Annotated in this window: 14 protein-coding genes, 16 tRNA genes and 3 rRNA genes; 4 read left to right on the top strand and 29 right to left on the bottom strand. The window is 44.1% G+C overall.

Annotated features, from left to right (window positions below):
* The first annotated feature begins 640 nt into the window (after positions 1 to 640).
* Positions 641 to 1,576 (top strand): hypothetical protein, encoded by a 936-nt coding sequence (locus MHI08_RS04355; protein WP_342500031.1) that lies wholly within the window; start codon positions 641 to 643, stop codon positions 1,574 to 1,576.
* Positions 1,577 to 1,790: 214 nt separating this feature from the next.
* Here the strand turns inward: MHI08_RS04355 and MHI08_RS04350 are convergent.
* From MHI08_RS04350 to MHI08_RS04255, 20 genes are all read right to left on the bottom strand, one after another.
* Positions 1,791 to 1,872: transfer RNA gene (locus MHI08_RS04350), tRNA-Leu, on the bottom strand.
* A 36-nt stretch (positions 1,873 to 1,908) separates the two neighbouring features.
* Positions 1,909 to 1,997: transfer RNA gene (locus MHI08_RS04345), tRNA-Leu, on the bottom strand.
* A 14-nt stretch (positions 1,998 to 2,011) separates the two neighbouring features.
* Positions 2,012 to 2,082, bottom strand: a tRNA-Cys gene (locus tag MHI08_RS04340).
* A gap of 5 nt (positions 2,083 to 2,087) precedes the next feature.
* Positions 2,088 to 2,162, bottom strand: a tRNA-Gly gene (locus MHI08_RS04335).
* A 7-nt stretch (positions 2,163 to 2,169) separates the two neighbouring features.
* A tRNA-Gln gene (locus MHI08_RS04330) sits at positions 2,170 to 2,241 on the bottom strand.
* Between the two features lie 9 nt (positions 2,242 to 2,250).
* Positions 2,251 to 2,326: transfer RNA gene (locus MHI08_RS04325), tRNA-His, on the bottom strand.
* Between the two features lie 29 nt (positions 2,327 to 2,355).
* A tRNA-Trp gene (locus tag MHI08_RS04320) sits at positions 2,356 to 2,429 on the bottom strand.
* Between the two features lie 14 nt (positions 2,430 to 2,443).
* Positions 2,444 to 2,528 (bottom strand) — tRNA-Tyr (locus tag MHI08_RS04315).
* A gap of 15 nt (positions 2,529 to 2,543) precedes the next feature.
* Positions 2,544 to 2,616: transfer RNA gene (locus MHI08_RS04310), tRNA-Thr, on the bottom strand.
* A 6-nt stretch (positions 2,617 to 2,622) separates the two neighbouring features.
* Positions 2,623 to 2,698: transfer RNA gene (locus MHI08_RS04305), tRNA-Phe, on the bottom strand.
* Positions 2,699 to 2,716: 18 nt separating this feature from the next.
* Positions 2,717 to 2,793, bottom strand: a tRNA-Asp gene (locus tag MHI08_RS04300).
* A gap of 4 nt (positions 2,794 to 2,797) precedes the next feature.
* Positions 2,798 to 2,874, bottom strand: a tRNA-Met gene (locus MHI08_RS04295).
* 15 nt (positions 2,875 to 2,889) lie between these two features.
* Positions 2,890 to 2,965 (bottom strand) — tRNA-Val (locus tag MHI08_RS04290).
* A gap of 33 nt (positions 2,966 to 2,998) precedes the next feature.
* A tRNA-Glu gene (locus tag MHI08_RS04285) sits at positions 2,999 to 3,073 on the bottom strand.
* 17 nt (positions 3,074 to 3,090) lie between these two features.
* A tRNA-Ser gene (locus tag MHI08_RS04280) sits at positions 3,091 to 3,181 on the bottom strand.
* Between the two features lie 4 nt (positions 3,182 to 3,185).
* Positions 3,186 to 3,260 (bottom strand) — tRNA-Asn (locus MHI08_RS04275).
* Between the two features lie 9 nt (positions 3,261 to 3,269).
* A 5S ribosomal RNA gene (rrf, locus tag MHI08_RS04270) occupies positions 3,270 to 3,385 on the bottom strand.
* Positions 3,386 to 3,494: 109 nt separating this feature from the next.
* Positions 3,495 to 6,425: ribosomal RNA gene (locus tag MHI08_RS04265) — 23S ribosomal RNA — on the bottom strand.
* Between the two features lie 182 nt (positions 6,426 to 6,607).
* Positions 6,608 to 8,156, bottom strand: a 16S ribosomal RNA gene (locus tag MHI08_RS04260).
* The 16S, 23S and 5S rRNA genes sit together here with 16 tRNA genes alongside, the layout of an rRNA operon.
* Before the next feature lie 318 nt (positions 8,157 to 8,474).
* Positions 8,475 to 9,353 carry a nucleotidyltransferase-like protein gene (locus MHI08_RS04255; RefSeq protein WP_151863193.1) on the bottom strand — a complete coding sequence of 293 codons (879 nt, stop codon included), beginning with the start codon at positions 9,351 to 9,353 and terminating at the stop codon, positions 8,475 to 8,477.
* A 189-nt stretch (positions 9,354 to 9,542) separates the two neighbouring features.
* On the opposite strand from MHI08_RS04255, the gene MHI08_RS04250 reads away from it, so the two are divergent.
* A complete protein-coding gene (locus MHI08_RS04250; protein ID WP_024425201.1) occupies positions 9,543 to 9,890 on the top strand; it encodes a YgzB family protein in 348 nt (115 codons plus the stop codon).
* 34 nt (positions 9,891 to 9,924) lie between these two features.
* On the opposite strand, the gene perR is transcribed toward MHI08_RS04250, so the two are convergent.
* Both perR and bcp read right to left on the bottom strand, forming a co-directional pair.
* A complete protein-coding gene (gene perR, locus MHI08_RS04245) occupies positions 9,925 to 10,362 on the bottom strand; it encodes a peroxide-responsive transcriptional repressor PerR (RefSeq protein WP_012009347.1) in 438 nt (145 codons plus the stop codon).
* A 157-nt stretch (positions 10,363 to 10,519) separates the two neighbouring features.
* On the bottom strand, positions 10,520 to 10,987 hold the full coding sequence (bcp, locus tag MHI08_RS04240; RefSeq protein WP_073204419.1) for a thioredoxin-dependent thiol peroxidase: 468 nt from the start codon (positions 10,985 to 10,987) through the stop codon (positions 10,520 to 10,522).
* 129 nt (positions 10,988 to 11,116) lie between these two features.
* Here bcp and MHI08_RS04235 point away from each other — a divergent pair, with 129 nt between their 5' ends.
* Together MHI08_RS04235 and MHI08_RS04230 are read left to right on the top strand one after the other, a co-directional pair.
* Positions 11,117 to 12,412 carry a glutamate-1-semialdehyde 2,1-aminomutase gene (locus MHI08_RS04235; protein ID WP_212052889.1) on the top strand — a complete coding sequence of 432 codons (1,296 nt, stop codon included), beginning with the start codon at positions 11,117 to 11,119 and terminating at the stop codon, positions 12,410 to 12,412.
* Positions 12,413 to 12,659: 247 nt separating this feature from the next.
* Positions 12,660 to 13,733, top strand: a complete 1,074-nt coding sequence (locus MHI08_RS04230) for an aromatic acid exporter family protein (RefSeq protein ID WP_163115501.1) — start codon at positions 12,660 to 12,662, stop codon at positions 13,731 to 13,733.
* 29 nt (positions 13,734 to 13,762) lie between these two features.
* On the opposite strand, the gene MHI08_RS04225 is transcribed toward MHI08_RS04230, so the two are convergent.
* The 7 genes from MHI08_RS04225 to MHI08_RS04195 form a co-directional block, all read right to left on the bottom strand.
* Complete coding sequence (locus MHI08_RS04225; protein ID WP_041087363.1) at positions 13,763 to 14,659, bottom strand: ABC transporter permease; 897 nt, start codon at positions 14,657 to 14,659, stop codon at positions 13,763 to 13,765.
* Between the two features lie 17 nt (positions 14,660 to 14,676).
* On the bottom strand, positions 14,677 to 15,678 hold the full coding sequence (locus MHI08_RS04220) for an ABC transporter permease (RefSeq protein ID WP_107164107.1): 1,002 nt from the start codon (positions 15,676 to 15,678) through the stop codon (positions 14,677 to 14,679).
* Between the two features lie 60 nt (positions 15,679 to 15,738).
* Entirely contained in the window at positions 15,739 to 17,325 is a 1,587-nt protein-coding gene (locus MHI08_RS04215) for an ABC transporter substrate-binding protein (protein WP_025093465.1), read from the bottom strand.
* Complete coding sequence (locus tag MHI08_RS04210) at positions 17,300 to 18,277, bottom strand: ABC transporter ATP-binding protein (protein WP_080708071.1); 978 nt, start codon at positions 18,275 to 18,277, stop codon at positions 17,300 to 17,302. Before MHI08_RS04210 ends, MHI08_RS04215 begins: the two co-directional genes overlap by 26 nt.
* Positions 18,246 to 19,268, bottom strand: a complete 1,023-nt coding sequence (locus tag MHI08_RS04205; RefSeq protein WP_056766964.1) for an ABC transporter ATP-binding protein — start codon at positions 19,266 to 19,268, stop codon at positions 18,246 to 18,248. The genes MHI08_RS04210 and MHI08_RS04205 overlap by 32 nt, the downstream gene beginning before the upstream one ends.
* A 112-nt stretch (positions 19,269 to 19,380) precedes the next feature.
* Entirely contained in the window at positions 19,381 to 21,123 is a 1,743-nt protein-coding gene (locus MHI08_RS04200) for an ABC transporter ATP-binding protein (RefSeq protein ID WP_025093468.1), read from the bottom strand.
* A gap of 95 nt (positions 21,124 to 21,218) precedes the next feature.
* Positions 21,219 to 21,749 (bottom strand): DUF402 domain-containing protein, encoded by a 531-nt coding sequence (locus tag MHI08_RS04195; RefSeq protein WP_024425209.1) that lies wholly within the window; start codon positions 21,747 to 21,749, stop codon positions 21,219 to 21,221.
* Positions 21,750 to 21,887 lie beyond the last annotated feature (138 nt).

The raw sequence follows: 21,887 nt of genomic DNA, 5'->3' as shown, positions 1-21,887 counted from the left end.
TAAATACCGATAATGAAACTTTTAATTGATAACGGTGTGCGGTGTCGAACCGTCACTCAATGAAGCACACGATTTTGAGCCCCGTAAAAAATTAAAATGCTTATTAAATCTACAGCTCCAACCAATGTCGGACTATGGTATTTTTTTTGTTAACACGACTACTGACAATTATGCCTTTGGTCTTCAAAAACGTGTAATTTACCTTCTTAAACTTTGCTTGCCCAAGCCGCTTATAATATTTTATTAGCTTCGCTTCAAATTCTCTTGCCTCTCCAATTCTTCCCTAGACTCGTCTACAATTTTATAAATTACTTTACTTTCCGCCATTAGCTACTTATGTTCTGAGTTTCTTTTATATTTAGTTTCCCCCATTCATTTTATCAGAGCATTCCAATAATTAAATTATAGAATAAAATTATCCATTCTTACATCAACATCAAACTAGAATCAGTTAGGGAAATAAAATGGGAATTTATGTAAATCCTATTAATGAATGATATTTGATTTTCTTAAGAATTTACAAAGTAAAAAACGAGGATATTTTAGTTTTAAGTTATAAAAAACACTTCTTAATAATTTGTTACATAATATATCTGCTAGTCACTAATAATAATTTTATCAATTAAAAGGAGAAATTTATTTGAAAATCCCAAAACTTGAACTATTTGCAGTAAATTTAAGAACACCTTCACATATGGAATGGACGAATGATAACAGACTCTTAGTTTCGGAGCACACTTCTGGTGAAGTGAAAGATATTACTGATGGTGGTGACTTCAAAGATGTACAACCATTCGCTTCAAACTTACAGGGACCATCAAGTATTTTACCATTATCAGATGGGAGAATTTTAATATCAGAAATGTGGGGAAATCGTATTTCTGAGATAAGTTCTGGAGGTTTAGTGACAAACGAAAATAACTATACCACAGCAAATTCACCATATAGTTTAGTTAAAGAAAAAGATAAAATTCTTGTTACAGAAAGAGAAGGAACCCATACTTTAAAAATTGTTGATATTAGTGATTTTAATAACAAAAAAACAATTATTAAGGGAATTCCTTTTAATTTAATGCCCGGTCTTGAAGGATTAACCCCCTTAAAATCTTGGCCAGAAAATTGGCGGAATTTTTCCATAGCTTGTGCAGGATGGAAGGATGGTGGAGATCCAGATCCTGATTCACATCCTCTAAGAGCAATTGATAAACCAAATTATTTATTAGCAAGTTGTTCACTCTTCGGACATATCTATACAATTCCAGAAGGTGAAAATCATAATTATCTAGACTTGATTGAGCAAGAAAAAAACCTTTTATTTACTGGTTTAGATTGGGCTGGGGGTATGCATTTTAATAAAACATCATCTAAACTTTACGTAACTCAACCATTAAAGGGCACAGTTTTAGAATTAGACTTAGATCAATCTTTTAAAAAGCCCTTAGACTGTCGTTTTATTCCTCCCATTATAAAAGGCTTGAATATGCCTACATGTATACGTTTTAGCCCTAATGAAAAAGAAATGTATGTATGTTCAATGCCTATTGGTGCTGTTTGGAGGCTTACTAATTTTATTTAATTATCCTAATAATCGGTACACTAGTAGAAAAATAATTATAAAAAATTGACCAGAATATACTCTTACCGGTTTGGAGAAGAGTCCATAAACTCCGAATGATATTATATTTCAATTTGACGAAGTTACGTCCTACGTTATTATTTTTGTCGTATTAAAGACAAAGAAAAAAGCCCCAACATTTAAGTTGAGGCCTTAATTCTATATGCATTTTTGATACCGGTGGCCGGGGTCGAACCGGCACTCCGTGAGGAACACGATTTTGAGTCGTGCGCGTCTGCCAATTCCGCCACACCGGCATGATCATTAAAGAGCGCATCTTATATTAAAAACAATGGTGCCGAGGGCCGGACTTGAACCGGCACGGTAGTCACCTACCGCAGGATTTTAAGTCCTGTGTGTCTGCCAATTCCACCACCCCGGCAGTCTTTTCAAAAAAGGCGACACCCGGATTTGAACCGGGGATAAAGGTTTTGCAGACCTCTGCCTTACCACTTGGCTATGCCGCCATTATTGGAGCGGAAGACGGGATTCGAACCCGCGACCCCCACCTTGGCAAGGTGGTGTTCTACCACTGAACTACTTCCGCACATCAACTGGGCTAGCTGGATTCGAACCAACGCATGACGGAGTCAAAGTCCGTTGCCTTACCGCTTGGCTATAGCCCAATAATAAAATGGGGCGATTGATGGGAATCGAACCCACGAGTGCCAGAGCCACAATCTGGTGCGTTAACCACTTCGCCACAACCGCCATAGATGTAATGAATCATAAAGTATAATTGGCAGGGGCAGTAGGAATCGAACCCACACCGGAGGTTTTGGAGACCTCTGTTCTACCTTTAAACTATGCCCCTATGAAAATAAAAAATGGTGGAGGGGGGCGGATTCGAACCGCCGAACCCGGAGGGAGCGGATTTACAGTCCGCCGCGTTTAGCCACTTCGCTACCCCTCCACATTTGAAAAACAGTGCCGGCAAGAGGACTTGAACCCCCAACCTACTGATTACAAGTCAGTTGCTCTACCAATTGAGCTACACCGGCAAATAGTGGTGGCTCGGGACGGAATCGAACCGCCGACACACGGATTTTCAGTCCGTTGCTCTACCAACTGAGCTACCGAGCCAAGTATTCTTTTGAAAAATGGCGGTCCGGACGGGACTCGAACCCGCGACCTCCTGCGTGACAGGCAGGCATTCTAACCAACTGAACTACCGGACCATTTTGGTTGCGGGGGCAGGATTTGAACCTGCGACCTTCGGGTTATGAGCCCGACGAGCTACCGAACTGCTCCACCCCGCGACGATATAAAAGATATGGTGGAGGATGACGGGCTCGAACCGCCGACCCTCTGCTTGTAAGGCAGATGCTCTCCCAGCTGAGCTAATCCTCCGAATAAAAAATGCTGGTATATATTCTATAAAAATGGTGACCCGTACGGGATTCGAACCCGTGTTACCGCCGTGAAAGGGCGGTGTCTTAACCGCTTGACCAACGGGCCCTTTATTATGTAAATTGTGGCGGAGAGCAAGGGATTCGAACCCTTGAGACGGGGTTACCGCCTACACGATTTCCAATCGTGCTCCTTCGGCCACTCGGACAGCTCTCCAAATTGGCTCCGCAGGTAGGATTCGAACCTACGACCGATCGGTTAACAGCCGATAGCTCTACCACTGAGCTACTGCGGAATGAAGAAAGCCTGGCGATGTCCTACTCTCACAGGGGGAAACCCCCAACTACCATCGGCGCTGAAGAGCTTAACTTCCGTGTTCGGTATGGGAACGGGTGTGACCTCTCCGCCATCATCACCAGACAATTTAGTGACAAAAAATATTATACTATGTATTGAAAATAAATCAAGAGATATTTTAAAAATGTTCTCTCAAAACTAGATAACAATGTTCATGCTTCACATTAGAATATAGGTTAAGTCCTCGATCTATTAGTATCTGTCAGCTCCACGTGTCACCACGCTTCCACCTCAGACCTATCAACCTGATCATCTTTCAGGGATCTTACTTCCTTGCGGAATGGGAAATCTCATCTTGAGGGGGGCTTCATGCTTAGATGCTTTCAGCACTTATCCCGTCCGCACATAGCTACCCAGCGATGCCCTTGGCAGAACAACTGGTACACCAGCGGTGCGTCCATCCCGGTCCTCTCGTACTAAGGACAGCTCCTCTCAAATTTCCTGCGCCCGCGACGGATAGGGACCGAACTGTCTCACGACGTTCTGAACCCAGCTCGCGTACCGCTTTAATGGGCGAACAGCCCAACCCTTGGGACCGACTACAGCCCCAGGATGCGATGAGCCGACATCGAGGTGCCAAACCTCCCCGTCGATGTGGACTCTTGGGGGAGATAAGCCTGTTATCCCCGGGGTAGCTTTTATCCGTTGAGCGATGGCCCTTCCATGCGGAACCACCGGATCACTAAGCCCGACTTTCGTCCCTGCTCGACTTGTAGGTCTCGCAGTCAAGCTCCCTTGTGCCTTTACACTCTGCGAATGATTTCCAACCATTCTGAGGGAACCTTTGGGCGCCTCCGTTACATTTTAGGAGGCGACCGCCCCAGTCAAACTGCCCACCTGACACTGTCTCCCTGCCCGATAAGGGCAGCGGGTTAGAAGGTCAATACAGCCAGGGTAGTATCCCACCGATGCCTCCACCGAAGCTAGCGCTCCGGTTTCCAAGGCTCCTACCTATCCTGTACAAGCTGTACCAACATTCAATATCAGGCTGCAGTAAAGCTCCACGGGGTCTTTCCGTCCTGTCGCGGGTAACCTGCATCTTCACAGGTACTATAATTTCACCGAGTCTCTCGTTGAGACAGTGCCCAGATCGTTGCGCCTTTCGTGCGGGTCGGAACTTACCCGACAAGGAATTTCGCTACCTTAGGACCGTTATAGTTACGGCCGCCGTTTACTGGGGCTTCAATTCGCACCTTCGCTTACGCTAAGCGCTCCTCTTAACCTTCCAGCACCGGGCAGGCGTCAGCCCCTATACTTCGCCTTACGGCTTCGCAGAGACCTGTGTTTTTGCTAAACAGTCGCCTGGGCCTATTCACTGCGGCTTCTCGGGGCTTTAACACCCTAAGAAGCACCCCTTCTCCCGAAGTTACGGGGTCATTTTGCCGAGTTCCTTAACGAGAGTTCTCTCGATCACCTTAGGATTCTCTCCTCGCCTACCTGTGTCGGTTTGCGGTACGGGCACCTCTCACCTCGCTAGAGGCTTTTCTTGGCAGTGTGGAATCAGGAACTTCGCTACTAAATTTCGCTCGCCATCACAGCTCAGCCTTTATGGGAAACGGATTTGCCTATTTCCCAGCCTAACTGCTTGGACGCGGATATCCAATACCGCGCTTACCCTATCCTCCTGCGTCCCCCCATTGCTCAAATGGTGAGGAGGTGGTACAGGAATATCAACCTGTTGTCCATCGCCTACGCCTTTCGGCCTCGGCTTAGGTCCCGACTAACCCTGAGCGGACGAGCCTTCCTCAGGAAACCTTAGGCATTCGGTGGACGGGATTCTCACCCGTCTTTCGCTACTCATACCGGCATTCTCACTTCTAAGCGCTCCACCAGTCCTTCCGGTCTGGCTTCACAGCCCTTAGAACGCTCTCCTACCACTGTTCGTAAGAACAGTCCGCAGCTTCGGTGATACGTTTAGCCCCGGTACATTTTCGGCGCAGAGTCACTCGACCAGTGAGCTATTACGCACTCTTTAAATGGTGGCTGCTTCTAAGCCAACATCCTGGTTGTCTAAGCAACTCCACATCCTTTTCCACTTAACGTATACTTTGGGACCTTAGCTGGCGGTCTGGGCTGTTTCCCTTTCGACTACGGATCTTATCACTCGCAGTCTGACTCCCAAGGATAAGTCATCGGCATTCGGAGTTTGACTGAATTCGGTAACCCGGTAGGGGCCCCTAGTCCAATCAGTGCTCTACCTCCGAGACTCTTACCTTGAGGCTAGCCCTAAAGCTATTTCGGAGAGAACCAGCTATCTCCAGGTTCGATTGGCATTTCACCCCTACCCACACCTCATCCCCGCACTTTTCAACGTGCGTGGGTTCGGGCCTCCATTCAGTGTTACCTGAACTTCACCCTGGACATGGGTAGATCACCTGGTTTCGGGTCTACGACCACGTACTCATGCGCCCTATTCAGACTCGCTTTCGCTGCGGCTCCGCATCTTCTGCTTAACCTTGCACGGGATCGTAACTCGCCGGTTCATTCTACAAAAGGCACGCCATCACCCGTTAACGGGCTCTGACTACTTGTAGGCACACGGTTTCAGGATCTATTTCACTCCCCTTCCGGGGTGCTTTTCACCTTTCCCTCACGGTACTGGTTCACTATCGGTCACTAGGGAGTATTTAGCCTTGGGAGATGGTCCTCCCGGATTCCGACGGAATTTCACGTGTTCCGCCGTACTCAGGATCCACTCTGGAGAGAACAACATTTCAGTTACAGGGCTGTTACCTTCTTTGGCGGGCCTTTCCAGACCTCTTCGCTTATATCATTCCTTTGTAACTCCGTATAGAGTGTCCTACAACCCCAAGAGGCAAGCCTCTTGGTTTGGGCTGTTCCCGTTTCGCTCGCCGCTACTCAGGGAATCGCATTTGCTTTCTCTTCCTCCGGGTACTTAGATGTTTCAGTTCCCCGGGTATGCCTTCTCATACTCTATGTATTCAAGTATGGATACTACTCCATTACGAGCAGTGGGTTTCCCCATTCGGAAATCTCCGGATCAAAGCTTGCTTACAGCTCCCCGAAGCATATCGGTGTTCGTCCCGTCCTTCATCGGCTCCTAGTGCCAAGGCATCCACCGTGCGCCCTTTCTAACTTAACCATTTCTTACTTTAGAAAGAATCACTATGTGTGATGAACTTTGCATTGCATTCAATGTGAATGTATTACTTATTGTTATCTAGTTTTCAAAGAACAATCCTGTCTCGCTAGAGACATGTTTTGAAGGAATGATCCTTCAAAACTAAACAAGACGAAAACGTACGCTGCTCCATATATCCTTAGAAAGGAGGTGATCCAGCCGCACCTTCCGATACGGCTACCTTGTTACGACTTCACCCCAATCATCTGCCCCACCTTCGGCGGCTGGCTCCATAAAGGTTACCTCACCGACTTCGGGTGTTGCAAACTCTCGTGGTGTGACGGGCGGTGTGTACAAGGCCCGGGAACGTATTCACCGCGGCATGCTGATCCGCGATTACTAGCGATTCCAGCTTCACGCAGTCGAGTTGCAGACTGCGATCCGAACTGAGAACAGATTTATGGGATTGGCTAAACCTTGCGGTCTTGCAGCCCTTTGTTCTGTCCATTGTAGCACGTGTGTAGCCCAGGTCATAAGGGGCATGATGATTTGACGTCATCCCCACCTTCCTCCGGTTTGTCACCGGCAGTCACCTTAGAGTGCCCAACTGAATGCTGGCAACTAAGATCAAGGGTTGCGCTCGTTGCGGGACTTAACCCAACATCTCACGACACGAGCTGACGACAACCATGCACCACCTGTCACTCTGTCCCCGAAGGGAAAGCCCTATCTCTAGGGTTGTCAGAGGATGTCAAGACCTGGTAAGGTTCTTCGCGTTGCTTCGAATTAAACCACATGCTCCACCGCTTGTGCGGGCCCCCGTCAATTCCTTTGAGTTTCAGTCTTGCGACCGTACTCCCCAGGCGGAGTGCTTAATGCGTTAGCTGCAGCACTAAGGGGCGGAAACCCCCTAACACTTAGCACTCATCGTTTACGGCGTGGACTACCAGGGTATCTAATCCTGTTCGCTCCCCACGCTTTCGCTCCTCAGCGTCAGTTACAGACCAGAGAGTCGCCTTCGCCACTGGTGTTCCTCCACATCTCTACGCATTTCACCGCTACACGTGGAATTCCACTCTCCTCTTCTGCACTCAAGTTTCCCAGTTTCCAATGACCCTCCCCGGTTGAGCCGGGGGCTTTCACATCAGACTTAAGAAACCGCCTGCGAGCCCTTTACGCCCAATAATTCCGGACAACGCTTGCCACCTACGTATTACCGCGGCTGCTGGCACGTAGTTAGCCGTGGCTTTCTGGTTAGGTACCGTCAAGGTGCGAGCAGTTACTCTCGCACTTGTTCTTCCCTAACAACAGAGCTTTACGATCCGAAAACCTTCATCACTCACGCGGCGTTGCTCCGTCAGACTTTCGTCCATTGCGGAAGATTCCCTACTGCTGCCTCCCGTAGGAGTCTGGGCCGTGTCTCAGTCCCAGTGTGGCCGATCACCCTCTCAGGTCGGCTACGCATCGTCGCCTTGGTGAGCCATTACCCCACCAACTAGCTAATGCGCCGCGGGTCCATCTGTAAGTGACAGCCGAAACCGTCTTTCATCCTTGAACCATGCGGTTCAAGGAACTATCCGGTATTAGCTCCGGTTTCCCGGAGTTATCCCAGTCTTACAGGCAGGTTACCCACGTGTTACTCACCCGTCCGCCGCTAACATCCGGGAGCAAGCTCCCTTCTGTCCGCTCGACTTGCATGTATTAGGCACGCCGCCAGCGTTCGTCCTGAGCCAGGATCAAACTCTCCGAGGTATGCAGGATGCATATCACACATGCTTTGCTACACGATGTAGCGAACTTAGCATGTGATCATTTCCTGCCTCGTCAGCGTTTGACTGACTACCTATGAAGTATCATAGGATTTTTTTATAAAAACTCGAATTAACAGGTACGTTTTGTCTTGTTTAGTTTTCAAAGATCATCTTCGTTATCGCTCAGAGGCGACTTTCTTAATATAACATTTGAGCACCGTGTGCGTCAAGCGTTTTTTAGAATTTCTTTTTGTCAGCTTTTCTTTCAAAGCAACTCAGTTGCTCGTTAGCGACGTTTAATAATATACCATCATAATATTCATGCGTCAATATCTTTTTTCACAAAATATCCTCGATGATAGATTTTTTGTCCCTTTGTCTCAATCGGCTCCACTTGAACAATTCCTTTTTCCACAAAGAAATCAATCATAACGCTAAGGTCAGGCGTGAAATACTTTAGATCAGGGTGTTTAAGAAGCTCACCAAAAAGCCATATATCCTTCTGTTCCATGACATGACGCAAATGAGCGGCACCAATTTCTGCTTTTGAATGGATCAAAAAATCATTTGCTAAAAATAAAAGTTCCAAACGTTTATGCAGGCTTTCATGGCTTTCAATCAGTTCTGAATAAAGTTTGTATACTTCCGGCTCCATATGACGCACTTGGTTCCAAACGGTCACTTCTGGGTGGAAGCCTTTATCAATTACTTCAATACGTGCTAAGTGATGCAGGGCATGCACAATGGAATTATATGCATCAAGGAATTGATTTGACTCAAAAAATGCTTTTCCTTCTATATATCTGCGAATGAGCTTGCCATATTCTAAACCGATTTTGAGTTTGCGGTTTGAAAACGGGAAGGTACTTAGTTCATCAATTAAGTTGAAGATATATTCATTTCGATCAAACAGGACTTTGCCATTCAAAATCCAATCGATGATTCGGCGGTTAGTACCGAGGGTAATCCATTCCTTCAGTTGATCATCTGTGACAACGTTTAAAGAAGCTGTTTGGTGATCGGATTCATAGTGCTTGATAAATAACGGCTCTTCCGCTTCTTTTACGATGACTAAAAGTGCTGCATCAAAGTTATCCGTCTCAGAAGATACTTTATGTCTTCTTTCTACTATAATCACAGCTAATGTGTCTGGATGGCTTGCTCTCTCTTGATAAATAGGACGGAGAAGATTTTCCATAGTGATTCCTCCAATACTCGGGTGTAAAGTTCTTCTCTAATGCTATGTATTTCTCCTCATAGAATCAAAATTCCTTCAATACATGAAAAAAGATCATTGAATCATTATAAGCAATTTATTCACAAAACTCTATAACTAATTCAAAGGGAAAGGTAAAATGTGCTATATTGGAGATAAGGGGGACTAGGGATGGCGAAATACTCCAGTAAGATTAATAAAATCAGAACATTTGCACTTAGTTTGGTTTTTGTTGGCTTTCTGATCATGTATATCGGTGTGTTCTTCAAGGAATCGATCTGGCTGTCGACTTTCTTTATGCTGCTTGGCGTCTTATCGATTGGATTAAGTACAGCCGTTTACTTTTGGATTGGTATGCTTTCTACGAAGGCAGTACGTGTCGTTTGTCCAGGCTGTGAAAAGGAAACAAAAGTGCTTGGGCGGGTGGACATGTGCATGCATTGCAGAGAGCCGCTTACACTTGATCCAGCATTAGAAGGTAAAGAGTTTGATGAATCCTACAATCGAAAAAAGTCATAAAAAAAGCTGACCATTTAAACGGTCAGCTTTTTCATTAATGATTTTCTTTTTTCGCACATTCTTGACAAGTTCCATAGATCTCCAAGCGATGATGACTGACTTTAAAGCCTGTCACATGGGATGCAAGCTGTTCAACTTCATCAAGGCCAGGATAGTGAAAGTCCACGATTTTTCCGCAGTTTTCACAAATCGCATGGTAGTGGTCAGATGTCGCAAAATCAAATCGGCTTGAGGAATCACCATACGTTAATTCCTTTACTAATCCAGATTCCCGGAAGACTCGTAAATTGTTGTAAACCGTTGCGACACTCATGTTTGGAAATTTTCCTTCAAGTGCTTTATATATATCGTCCGCGGTTGGGTGAGTCATAGAATTTACGAGAAACTCCAAGATGGCATGGCGCTGCGGAGTAATTCGAACACCGGTTTCTTTTAGAGCATCTAAAGCGTCTTTTAGTTCGTGAGCAGCCATTTCATCATGCACCTCTCTTCAAAAATATTCTTATATTATAATCTTTATAAATAGTGTACCCCCAGAGCCGAAACTTTGTCAATTACAATCCTCTTTTTTACCTATTCTTCTTTACAAAAAAGACCGGCATGACTGCCGATCTCATCCTGTGAGGATATTAAGCGTGAGCTTTCAATTCCTCAAGCGCTTCCTCTACGTGGTCTTTCACCTTTACTTTTCGCCATTCTTTCACAAGCGTGCCTTCTTTATTAATTAGAAACGTTGAACGCTCGATTCCCATATATTCTTTGCCAAAGTTCTTTTTCAGCTTCCATACGCCAAAGGCTTCAGACAATTTCTGTTCATCGTCTACAAGAAGCATAAACGGCAAATCATGTTTTTCTTTAAACTTTTGGTGCTTGTCTTGACTGTCTGGGCTTACACCGATAATGACAGCATCTAATTCTGCAAAGCTTTGATGGCGGTCGCGGAAATCACATGCTTCTGTTGTACAGCCTGGTGTCATATCTTTTGGATAGAAATAAAGAACAATATGTTTTCCTTTAAAATCAGAAAGCTTTACTTTCTCCCCGTTGTCACCGGTTAATTCAATGTCAGGTACTTGCTGCCCTACTTCGATTGTCATGACACAATCCCTCCAACCTATTTTTTAATTAGCCTATCCAATTTTGAAAGGATATTCAACTAAGGACGCTTGCATCGGCATGTTAAAATAATGATAGACGACGTGATACGTTGAGATAGGAGGCTATTTATGAAATTCACAGAATCAGAAAAATTACATCAAGAGGCGCTGGAGCACATTGTTGGAGGTGTCAACAGCCCGTCTCGTTCATATAAAGCAGTAGGCGGAGGTTCACCCGTTGCGATGGAAAGAGGAGAAGGCGCTTATTTTTGGGATGTTGACGGAAACCGCTATATCGATTACCTGGCAGCATACGGTCCAATTATTACAGGACACGCCCACCCTCATATTACAAAAGCCATCACAAAAGCGGCTGAAACAGGTGTCCTTTACGGAACACCAACGAAACATGAAGTCACTTTTGCTAAAATGCTGAAGGAAGCCATGCCTGCTTTGGACAAAGTTCGTTTTGTCAATTCAGGTACAGAAGCGGTGATGACAACGATTCGAGTGGCACGCGCATATACAGGCAGAACAAAAATCATTAAGTTTGCCGGATGCTATCACGGCCACTCTGATCTTGTGCTTGTGGCAGCAGGCTCTGGTCCTTCCACTTTAGGAACACCTGATTCTGCGGGCGTACCAAAAAGTATCGCTAATGAAGTCATTACCGTTCCATTTAATGATATTGACAGCTATAAAGAAGCATTAGATCGCTGGGGTGATGAAGTAGCAGCTGTCCTTGTCGAGCCAATTGTCGGGAACTTCGGCATCGTAGAGCCTAAGGACGGTTTCTTGCAGCAGGTCAATGACCTCACACATGAAAAAGGCGCACTGGTGATTTATGATGAAGTCATTACCGCTTTCCGCTTTATGTATGGCGGTGCACAGGACTTGCTTCAAGTAAAACCTGACCTCACTGCATTAGGAAAAATTATTGGCGGCGGACTTCCTATCGGCGCTTACGGCGGTAAAAAAGAAATTATGGAACAAGTTGCCCCGCTTGGACCAGCCTATCAAGCTGGCACAATGGCAGGAAATCCTGCATCCATTCTTTCAGGTATTGCCTGCTTGGAAGTGTTAAAAGAAGACGGTGTTTACGAGCGTCTTGATCAGCTTGGCGCTATGTTAGAAGAAGGGATTTTAGCCCGTGCCAAAAAGCATCAAGTAGATATTACAGTGAATCGCTTAAAAGGAGCGCTCACAATTTATTTCACAACAGAAACGATTGTGAACTACGAGCAGGCTGAAAATACGGATGGCGAAATGTTTGCCCGTTTCTTCAAATTAATGCTCGCCCAAGGCATTAACCTCGCTCCTTCTAAATATGAAGCTTGGTTCTTAACGATCGCACATACTGAAAAAGATATTTCTGAGACGCTAAAAGCAGTAGATCATGCATTTGCACAGCTAAAACAATCATAATGAAGTCCAAAACAGGCGTAAAAACATGCGCCTGTTTTTTTATTGACCAACTCTTGTTTGTCAAAAGCGTGCGAATCTGTTACATTTCTTCTCAATACCTTCTTTAGATGTTTTCATGAACTTTCAAAAATCACTTGAATATTTCGGAAGACCGCTGTATATTACTTAGTTGTTTCATCAAAATATGAATGATAAATGACGAGTGATCATCTATTATCGAAAAGAAAGGAATGCAGGGACAAAACCAATGAAACTTGGAGCCCGTATTTTAAAAACTGGTATTGCCATTGTACTCGCGCTTTACCTGGCAACATGGCTTGGGTTGCCAACGCCCGTCTTCGCGGGAATTGCAGCTGTATTTGCTATCCAGCCATCAATTTATCGATCTTTTTTAACCATTGTTGATCAAGTGCAAGCCAATATTATTGGAGCAGGGCTTGCCATTACGTTCGGTCTGCTTTTTGGCACAGGACCAGTCATTATCGGTTTAACCGCCGTCATGGTCATCGCCATTAATTTAAAGCTGAAAATTGAACACACCATTCCAATTGCACTTGTAACCGTCATTGCGATTTTAGAAAGTGCAGGGGATCATTTCCTTTCCTTTGCCTTAATTCGAACAGCTACTGTGGTGTTAGGAGTTCTTTCTTCATTTTTAGTGAATTTAATCTTCCTGCCGCCAAAGTATGAAACAAAGCTTGTTCATCACATTATGGAAAATACGGAGGAGATTTTAAAATGGATCCGTCTGACCTCCAGACAGTCTACTGATCATTCCACATTAAAGGATGACATCGATCAAATAAAAGAACGCATGATCAAATTAGATCATATTTACTTGTTATACAAAGAGGAACGAAGCTATTTAAAGAAAACCACCTATGTCAAATCAAGAAAGCTTGTTTTGTTCAGACAGGCCATTATGACATCAAATCGTGCTCTGTATTTACTGAAAAAGCTTCATAAATTAGAAAATGAAATTCATTTGATGCCAGAGCATTTCAGGGAAAGCTTAACGGATGAAATTGATTATTTACTGTATTGGCATGAGCGCACCTTGATGAAATTCGTCGGAAAAATGAAGCCGCAGGACGATGAATTTCAAAATGAATGCTCTCTTCGCCTTGAGACGTTAACGAAATCATTTATTCAGCATCAGCAAAACCAAGAAAATGACTTACTCGATTACAACATGCTGAATGTCATGTCCAGCATCATCGAATACCGTGATGAGCTAGAGCATTTAGATACATTGATTACAAGCTTCCAGACGTATCACCCAAAAGATAGTGAAATTGAGACAGAAGAAAAAGAAGCATAAACAGAAAAGACCGATTCCTAGAATCGGTCTTATTTTATTTTCTTCATTTTAGGATCTAGTGTATCTCTTAATCCATCCCCCATCAGGTTAAAGCCTAGAACCGTCAGCATGATTGCTATCCCTGGGAAGAATAATGTCCAAGGGGCTTGAACGAGATAAGGTCTCGCGTCGGCTAGCATTTTCCCCCATTCTGGACTTGGCGCCTGTGCACCCAATCCTAAAAAGCCTAAAGCCGCTGCCTCAATAATTGCCGTTCCGATCGCTAGCGTCGCCTGTACGATGACCGGCACCATACTATTTGGCAGAATGTGGCGCAGCACGATGCGGCGGTGTGACATCCCAACCGCCTTTGCTGCTAGCACGTATTCTTCTTGTTTAATACTCAGTACTTTTGAACGAACGAGCCGTCCAAAAGTTGGGACATTAATAATCGCAATGGCAATAAGGGCATTTTGTAAGGAGGGGCCTAGGATGGAGACAATAGCTATCGCTAAGAGAATGCTAGGAAAAGCAAGTAAAATATCAAACAGTCTAGAGATCACAGCATCTAGCACTCTTCCGCCATAGCCTGCTATCAATCCAAGCAGTGTGCCTAAAATGACAGACCCGAGAACCGAGAAAAAGCCGACCCATAAGGATATCCGTGCTCCATGCACAACTCTTGAAAAGATATCTCTACCGAAATCATCCGTACCAAACCAGTGTGCAGCTGAAGGGGCACTAAATCGCTCACCGAGTGATTGTTCATTGATTCCATAAGGAGCAATGAGCGGTGCAAAGATCGCTAGGATGAGAAATAAAAAGACAATCACACTGCCAATGACCGCCAGCTTGTGCTGAAAGAACTGCTTCATCGATTCAAGAATCAATGATTGAGGGCGTTCATCTTTTGGCTGAGGTGAGTCAAGCTCTTTTTGTGCTTCCATATTGTCACTCTCCCTCCCTAATATTTAATCCTTGGATCAATAACCGCATACAAGATGTCCACAATGAAATTGATTAGGACAAATATAAGCGCAACGACGAGAATGCCTGTTTGAATGACTGGGTAATCACGATAACTGATGGCGTCATATATATACCGGCCAATCCCCGGCCAAGCAAAAATGGTTTCTGTTAAAATCGCTCCACCAAGCAAGAGGCCTGTCTGAAGACCAATAATCGTCAAGATCGGAATGAGCGCATTTTTCAGACCATGCTGATAAATGATGAAGAATGAACGTACTCCTTTTGCTTTTGCTGTTCGAATAAAGTCTGAATGAAGCACTTCCAGCATACTTGCCCTTGTAATTCTCGCAATAATCGCTGCAGGGATTGTGGCGAGTGCTGTACTTGGTAAGATCAAATGCTTGATGCTGTCAACGAATTGATCAAACCGGCCATGCAAAAGCGTGTCCAGTGTATGAATATACGTAATCGATTCGACTGGATTCCTTACGTTTTCTCGACCCGTTGTCGGCAAAACACCTAATTCGATCGAGAACAGCCACTGCCCCATTAAGCCTAACCAGAAAATCGGCATGGACACTCCGATGAGTGCAATAAACATCGCGGCATAATCAAAGAAAGAATGCTTAAACCAGGCACTGATGATTCCGGCATTTACTCCCACAACAATCGCCAGCACCATGGCAAAAAAGGTCAATTCTAACGTCGCAAATAAGTAAGGCTTCATTTCCTGGGCAATAGCCGCTCCTGTTCGAATGGAAGTCCCTAAATCCCCTTTTAAAAGGCCAAGCATATAATGACCGTATTGAACATACCATGGCTGATCTAAACCGAGCTGGATCGTTAATTGTTCTACTGCCTCTTTCGTTGCCCGCTGTCCTAAGATGACCTGCGCTGGATTTCCAGGTATAAAACGAATAATTGAAAACACGACCAATGTCATTCCGATCAGTACTGGGATGAGCATTCCTGCCCGCTTCATACAATAAGCAAACAAACAGCTTTCACCGCCTTTATCTTTGTTTGATAAGGGAGATACATGATCTCCCTTATTTGCTTATTCGAAATACACGTCAGTTAAAGCTTCTGAACCAGTTGGATGCGGCTGATAGCCTTTTAAATCATTAGAAGCGGCAAGCATTGGGATCGAATGCACCAATGGAATCCAAGGCGCTTCGTCATGAATGATTTCCTGCGCTTTTTTATACAGCTCATTTCGTTTCTTTTGATCTGTGTCTGTTTGCGCTTCAATAAGAATGTCATGCATTTTATCGTTTTCGAAGAATGTATAGTTGTTACCGCCAATGCTGTCTTTGTCCAGCAGTGTGTAAATGAAATTATCAGGATCGCCATTGTCCCCTGTCCAGCCTAATAAGAACACATCTGCTTCCCCTTTACTTGCTTTATCTAAATAGGTCGCCCAGTCATATGTCACAATTTCTGCTTTGACGCCTACTTTTTCAAAATTTGACTGAATGACTTCTGCTACCTTCATTCCATCTGGCATGTATGGACGCGGTACAGGCATCGCCCAAAGCTTGATGCGAAAGCCATCAGGGAAGCCTGCTTCTTTTAATAGTTCTTTCGCTTTTTCTGGATCATACGGATATGGCTCAATGTCGTCATTGTAGCCTTCTAAAGCTGGCGGCAATGGATTTTTTGCTGGCTCAGCAAGTCCGCCATAAAATGACTCAATAATCGATTCTTTATCGACCGCATAATTGAGTGCCTGACGAACCAGCTTGTTATCAAGCGGCTTTCTTGTGACGGTCAGTCCGATATAGCCTACGTTCATCGATGGTCTTTCAATGAGCTGGAGTGCTTTGTCAGTTTTAATGCCATCTAAATCTGACGGATTCACGCCATCCATTAAGTCGATCTCGCCTGTTTTAAGGGCATTTAAACGAGCAGAGTTTTCTGGAATGGAGCGGAAGATGATTTGATTCAGCTTTGGTTTATCCTTCTGCCAATAATCCTCGTTTTTTTCTAACACGATACGGTCGTTTTGCTTCCACTCTTTAAACTTGAATGGCCCTGTCCCCACTGGATTTTCTCTAAATGAATCGCCGCTTTTTTCAACTGCGGCTGGACTGGCGATGCCAAATGGTGACATGGCAATGTTTTTGAGGAATGTCGCCTGCGGGCGCTTTAGCTGAAATTCAATTTCATGCTCGCCTTTGACGATGATGTCTTTAATGACATGCCCTTTATCTTTTTTATAGCCGCCAAACATACCATAGTAAGGAAACTTTTCTGCGTCTCCATTCATCCAGCGTTCAAAATTGAATTTCACTGCTTCTGCGTTAAAGTCTGTGCCATCGTGAAATTTCACACCTTCTCTTAAGTAGAACGTGTATGATTTTCCGTCCTTTGCAACATCCCATTCTGTTGCGAGGCCAGGATGGATGGTCGTGTCTTTCTCACCGTAATTCAAAAGCTTTTCAAATATATTCTCTGTGACCTTAAAGGTTTCGCCTTCTGTTGTTGTGATTGGATCTAGTGAAGTGGAATCTCCCCCTCTGCCAAATACGAGGGTATCTTTTGTTGCCTTTTCTTCTGATGTCGGTGAAGACGAGCATCCCCCTAAAAAGAGCGCCAGTGCCAGCACAAAAATGAAACTACTGAATAACCATGTCTTCTTCATTGTGTTCCTCCTTTTGATATAAATAACACGCGGCCGCGTGCCCCGGTGCCTCCTCATACAAAGCAGGAACTGCTTTCAGGCATTTCTCCCATCTTTTTGGACACCTTTTGTAGAAAGGACAGCCACCGCGTTCCGTCATTGTGGTCTCTTCTGCTGCCACATCTTGCGCCTCTAGTACGTGATCCATATGTGGAATGGATTTCAGAAGCAGCGATGTATAGGGATGAAGCGGGCTGTGAAACACATCCTCGGCAGGCCCCATCTCGACAATGCGCCCAGCATACATGACGGCGATCCGATCGCTCATATACCTGACAACCCCAAGGTCATGAGAAATAAACAAATACGTCAGAGAAAGCGTCTTTTGTAATTCAAGCATCAAATTCAAAATTTGCGCTTGAACGGATACATCTAAAGCCGAAACTGGTTCATCGGCTATGACAAGACTTGGGTGCGTAATAAGTGCTCTTGCGATACCGATACGCTGCCTTTGTCCGCCGCTGAATTGATGCGCATAACGTTCCCCGTAGGAAGGATCAAATCCAACAATGTGCAGCATCTCTTTTACCCGTTTCCGTCTTTCTGCTTTCGTCCCATGCTGATGGACAATCAGTGGTTCCTCTAAAATATCTTTGATTTTCATTCTTGGATTTAAAGAAGCATATGGATCTTGAAAGATCATTTGAATATCTTTTCTTAAGGAACGCATGTCTCGTTCTTTTAGAAGGGTGATCTCCTGCCCTTTTAATTGAATAGAGCCTGACGTCGGTTCAGTCAATCTCATTAGGCTTTTGCCAAGTGTTGATTTACCGCAGCCTGATTCACCAACAATGCCAAGCGTTTCTCCTTCCTTCACGTGAAAGGACACTTGATTTAAAGCCAAAGTCGATTGTTTATGTTTAGAAAAAAAAGCGGCTGTGTCATACCGTTTTGTCAGCTGATTCACTTGCAAGAGTGGGTGACTCAGTGTCTTCTCCTCCTTCCATTAGAAAACATGCCACGCGATGATTCTGTTCAATGGATTGTAAGGCTGGATCTTTTTCAAGACATTGCGCCATTTGATATGGGCAGCGTGGTGCAAATTGACAGCCGGACCGGATGGCCCCTGGCTTAGGCACATGACCTGCAATAGAGATGAGTTTTTCTTTTTTCTCTTTAAACGATGGGACTGAGGCGAAAAGACCTTTCGTGTAGGGATGCAGAGGTTTTTGAAAAATACGGTCAACGGTTCCTTCTTCTACAATTCGACCGGCATACATAATCATGACTCGCTGGCATATTTGCCGCACCACGCCTAGATCATGGGTAATAAATAAAATAGCAGTATCCATTTCTTCGTTCAGTTTTTTGAGCAGACGAAGGATTTGCGCTTGGATGGTTACATCAAGTGCAGTTGTTGGTTCATCAGCGATCATGAGCTTTGGGTGACAAAGCATTGCCATCGCAATCATGACTCGCTGGCGCATACCGCCTGATAATTCGTGTGGATATTTTTTAAGTAACGATTCCGCTTGCTTCAACCCAACTGTTTCAAGAAGATCAACTGCCTTCGCTTTTGCTTCTTTTTGACCGATTGCTTGATGTGTGAAAAGGGCTTCCGTCATTTGTTTGCCGATGGTCATTAATGGGTTCAGAGAGGTCATGGGCTCTTGGAAAATCATCGAAATGTCATTTCCTCTTATCTCTCGCCACTGTTTCTCTGAAAGTGACAGCAGATTTTGCCCTTCGAAATGAACCTCACCCGTTGTTTCGGTTTGCTGATTCAATCCCATTAATGACATGCTTGTGATACTTTTCCCGCAGCCAGATTCGCCCACAATCCCTAACGTTTCCCCTTTTTGAATCGAGAACGATATGTGATGGACGATGGGCACTTTTTGCTTTTTCTGCTGAAACGCAATGGACAGCTGTTTGACATCTAGCAGCACGTCTTGTTCTTTCACATATTCACCACCCCGTCATACTTTTTAAAATTGTATTGAGACAAGCTGGGAAATATGTCATGTTTTTGACAAGCATAAAAAAGCCTATCCGCTAGAATCGGATAGGCTTCTACTAATTTAATGTTTGAATGGTAAATAAATGACGATAGTGGCTGTCTTGGTTCATTAATTCTTCGTGTGTTCCCTTTTCCACAATTTCGCCTTGTTCCATGACCACAATTTGGTCAGCGTGTGTAATGGTTGATAATCGGTGTGCGACAATAAAAGTTGTGCGATCCTTTGCCAGCTTTTGCATCGCTTCTTGAATGTAATGCTCACTTTCTAAATCAAGTGCAGACGTCGCTTCGTCTAAAATCAACAGCGGTGGATTTTTAAGAAATACCCTTGCAATGGAAATCCGCTGTTTTTGTCCGCCTGACAGCTTCACGCCCCGTTCTCCTACTTTCGTGTCATATCCTTCAGGAAGAGACATAATAAAATCATGGGCGTTTGCCGCTTTTGCAGCCGACACGATTTTTTCAAAAGATGCTTCTGGGTCACCAACCGCAATATTTTCTTTAATCGTGTCACTGAATAGGAATGTATCCTGCAGCACCATTCCGACTTGATTTCGAAGACTTCTTGCTTTGTACTCTTTTATATCAATGCCGTCAATTTCAAGTGACCCGTTTGTGACATCATAAAACCTTGGAATTAAGCTGACGAGTGTCGACTTCCCTCCACCGCTCATTCCTACAAGGGCAACTGTTTGTCCTTTTTCTACTTTCAAGGAGATATTGTGCAGAATCTCTTCCTGCGTGTGTTCATAACGAAACGACACATTTTTAAACTCTACCTCTCCTTTTAAATGATTGGCTTCTTTTGCATTTGGCCGGTCTGTGACCTCATATGGCTCATCAATAAACTCAAAGATCCGATCCATTGATGCAACGGACTGGGTTAACGTCGTGGATGAGTTAATGAGACGTCGAATCGGATTGTACATCCGGTCAATATAGCCGACAAAGGCGATCATGGTCCCAATCGAAAGCGACCCGTTAATTACGGTGTAGCCAGCAAATGCAATGATTAACAGCGGCGCAATGTCAGTGATGGTATTTACGACAGCAAATGTTTTGGCATTCCAATTCGTATGATTGATTGCTTTGTTTAAGAAATTTTTGTTTTCATCATGAAAATTCTCTTGTTCATATTCTTCAATCGCAAAGCTGCGAATGACCGGCATTCCTTGAACACGCTCGTGCAAATGCCCTTGCACTTCAGCCAGCGCCTGTGACCGCTCTTTTGTCAGCTTACGAAGCCGTCCGTAAAAATACTTTACTGCAAACGCGTATAGCGGAAAAATAATGACAGACACGATGGTGAGCTTCAGATCCAGTGTACACATAATAGCGATCACGATCAGTACAGTCATCATATCCAGCCAAATGTTCATGAGCCCTGTGATGACAAATTCCTTTGTCTGCTCCACATCGTTGATCACTCTTGAAATAATTTCTCCTGTTCTCGTGTTGGCATAATAACGAAGACTTAGCTTTTGAATATGCGAGAACAGCTTCTCCCGAATATCAAATAATACCTTACTGCCTGTCCACTGTGCGTAGTATTGTCTATAGTATTCAACAGGCGGTCTCAACACTAAAAATAATACGAGCATGATTCCCATTATGATCAGTAGAGTTGATGTCTTTTCTTCAGCTGACCCCGAGCCTTGAATGACATCATCAATGACGTACTTTAAAAGCAGAGGCAAGGTTAAGGGAATCGAGAACTTAATCATTCCGATCACCATTGTCAATGCAATCTGTTTTTTATACGGTGTTACAAAAGCCATGTAGCGTTTAATGACCCCCATGTAAATCTCCTTCCCAATCTATCAGTGCCTCTTATCCGTACGCAGTCAAAAACCTGTTAGCCTAAAAAGCCAAACAGGTTTTTTGATGCTCTTGCTTATTTTGTATAATGTAAAAAACGTTCATACCACATATCCACAAATTCAGGAGCAAACGGACCTTTCCGCTGGTGAATCCAATGCAGTAATGTATTCAGATGCTCTCTTAAGATACTATCGATTTCTTTTGGATAATTCATCTGCCTCTTATGATCTGCATATTCGTCCTCATCCAAAATATTGTACGTCATGTCTGGAAAGACTTTGACGTCTAAATCGTAATCAATATACTTAATTGCCTCATCATCTGTCGCAAAAGGAGAGCTGATGTTACAGTAATAATATACCCCATCATCTCTAAGCATCCCAATTACATTAAACCATTGTTTTGCATGGAAATAGCAAATAGCCGGTTCTCTCGTCATCCAAGTACGGCCGTCGGATTCAGTCACCATTGTACGGTCGTTTGCACCAATGATACACAATTCCGTTGCTTTCAGAATGGTGGTTTCATTCCAAATCCTGTGGATCAAGCCATTATGTTTATAGCTTTGAATTTGGATGGTTTCTCCTTCCTTGGGATAGCCCATATTTTCTCCCCTACTTTCTATAACAAACAAACCTAACAGTCCAAAGACCTAATTTCCCAACTAAACATGTCTCTATTATATTATACCGTTACATCATTAAAAAATGAAATGAAAAAGCCATTCAACCCAATTGAACGG

Origin of the sequence: Bacillus sp. FSL M7-0791, from assembly GCF_038627085.1 — a bacterium.
In the GTDB taxonomy this organism is placed as follows: domain Bacteria; phylum Bacillota; class Bacilli; order Bacillales; family Bacillaceae; genus Bacillus; species Bacillus safensis.
Note: the sequence above shows the minus strand (reverse complement) of the source record. Positions and strands in the feature narration are given on the sequence as shown.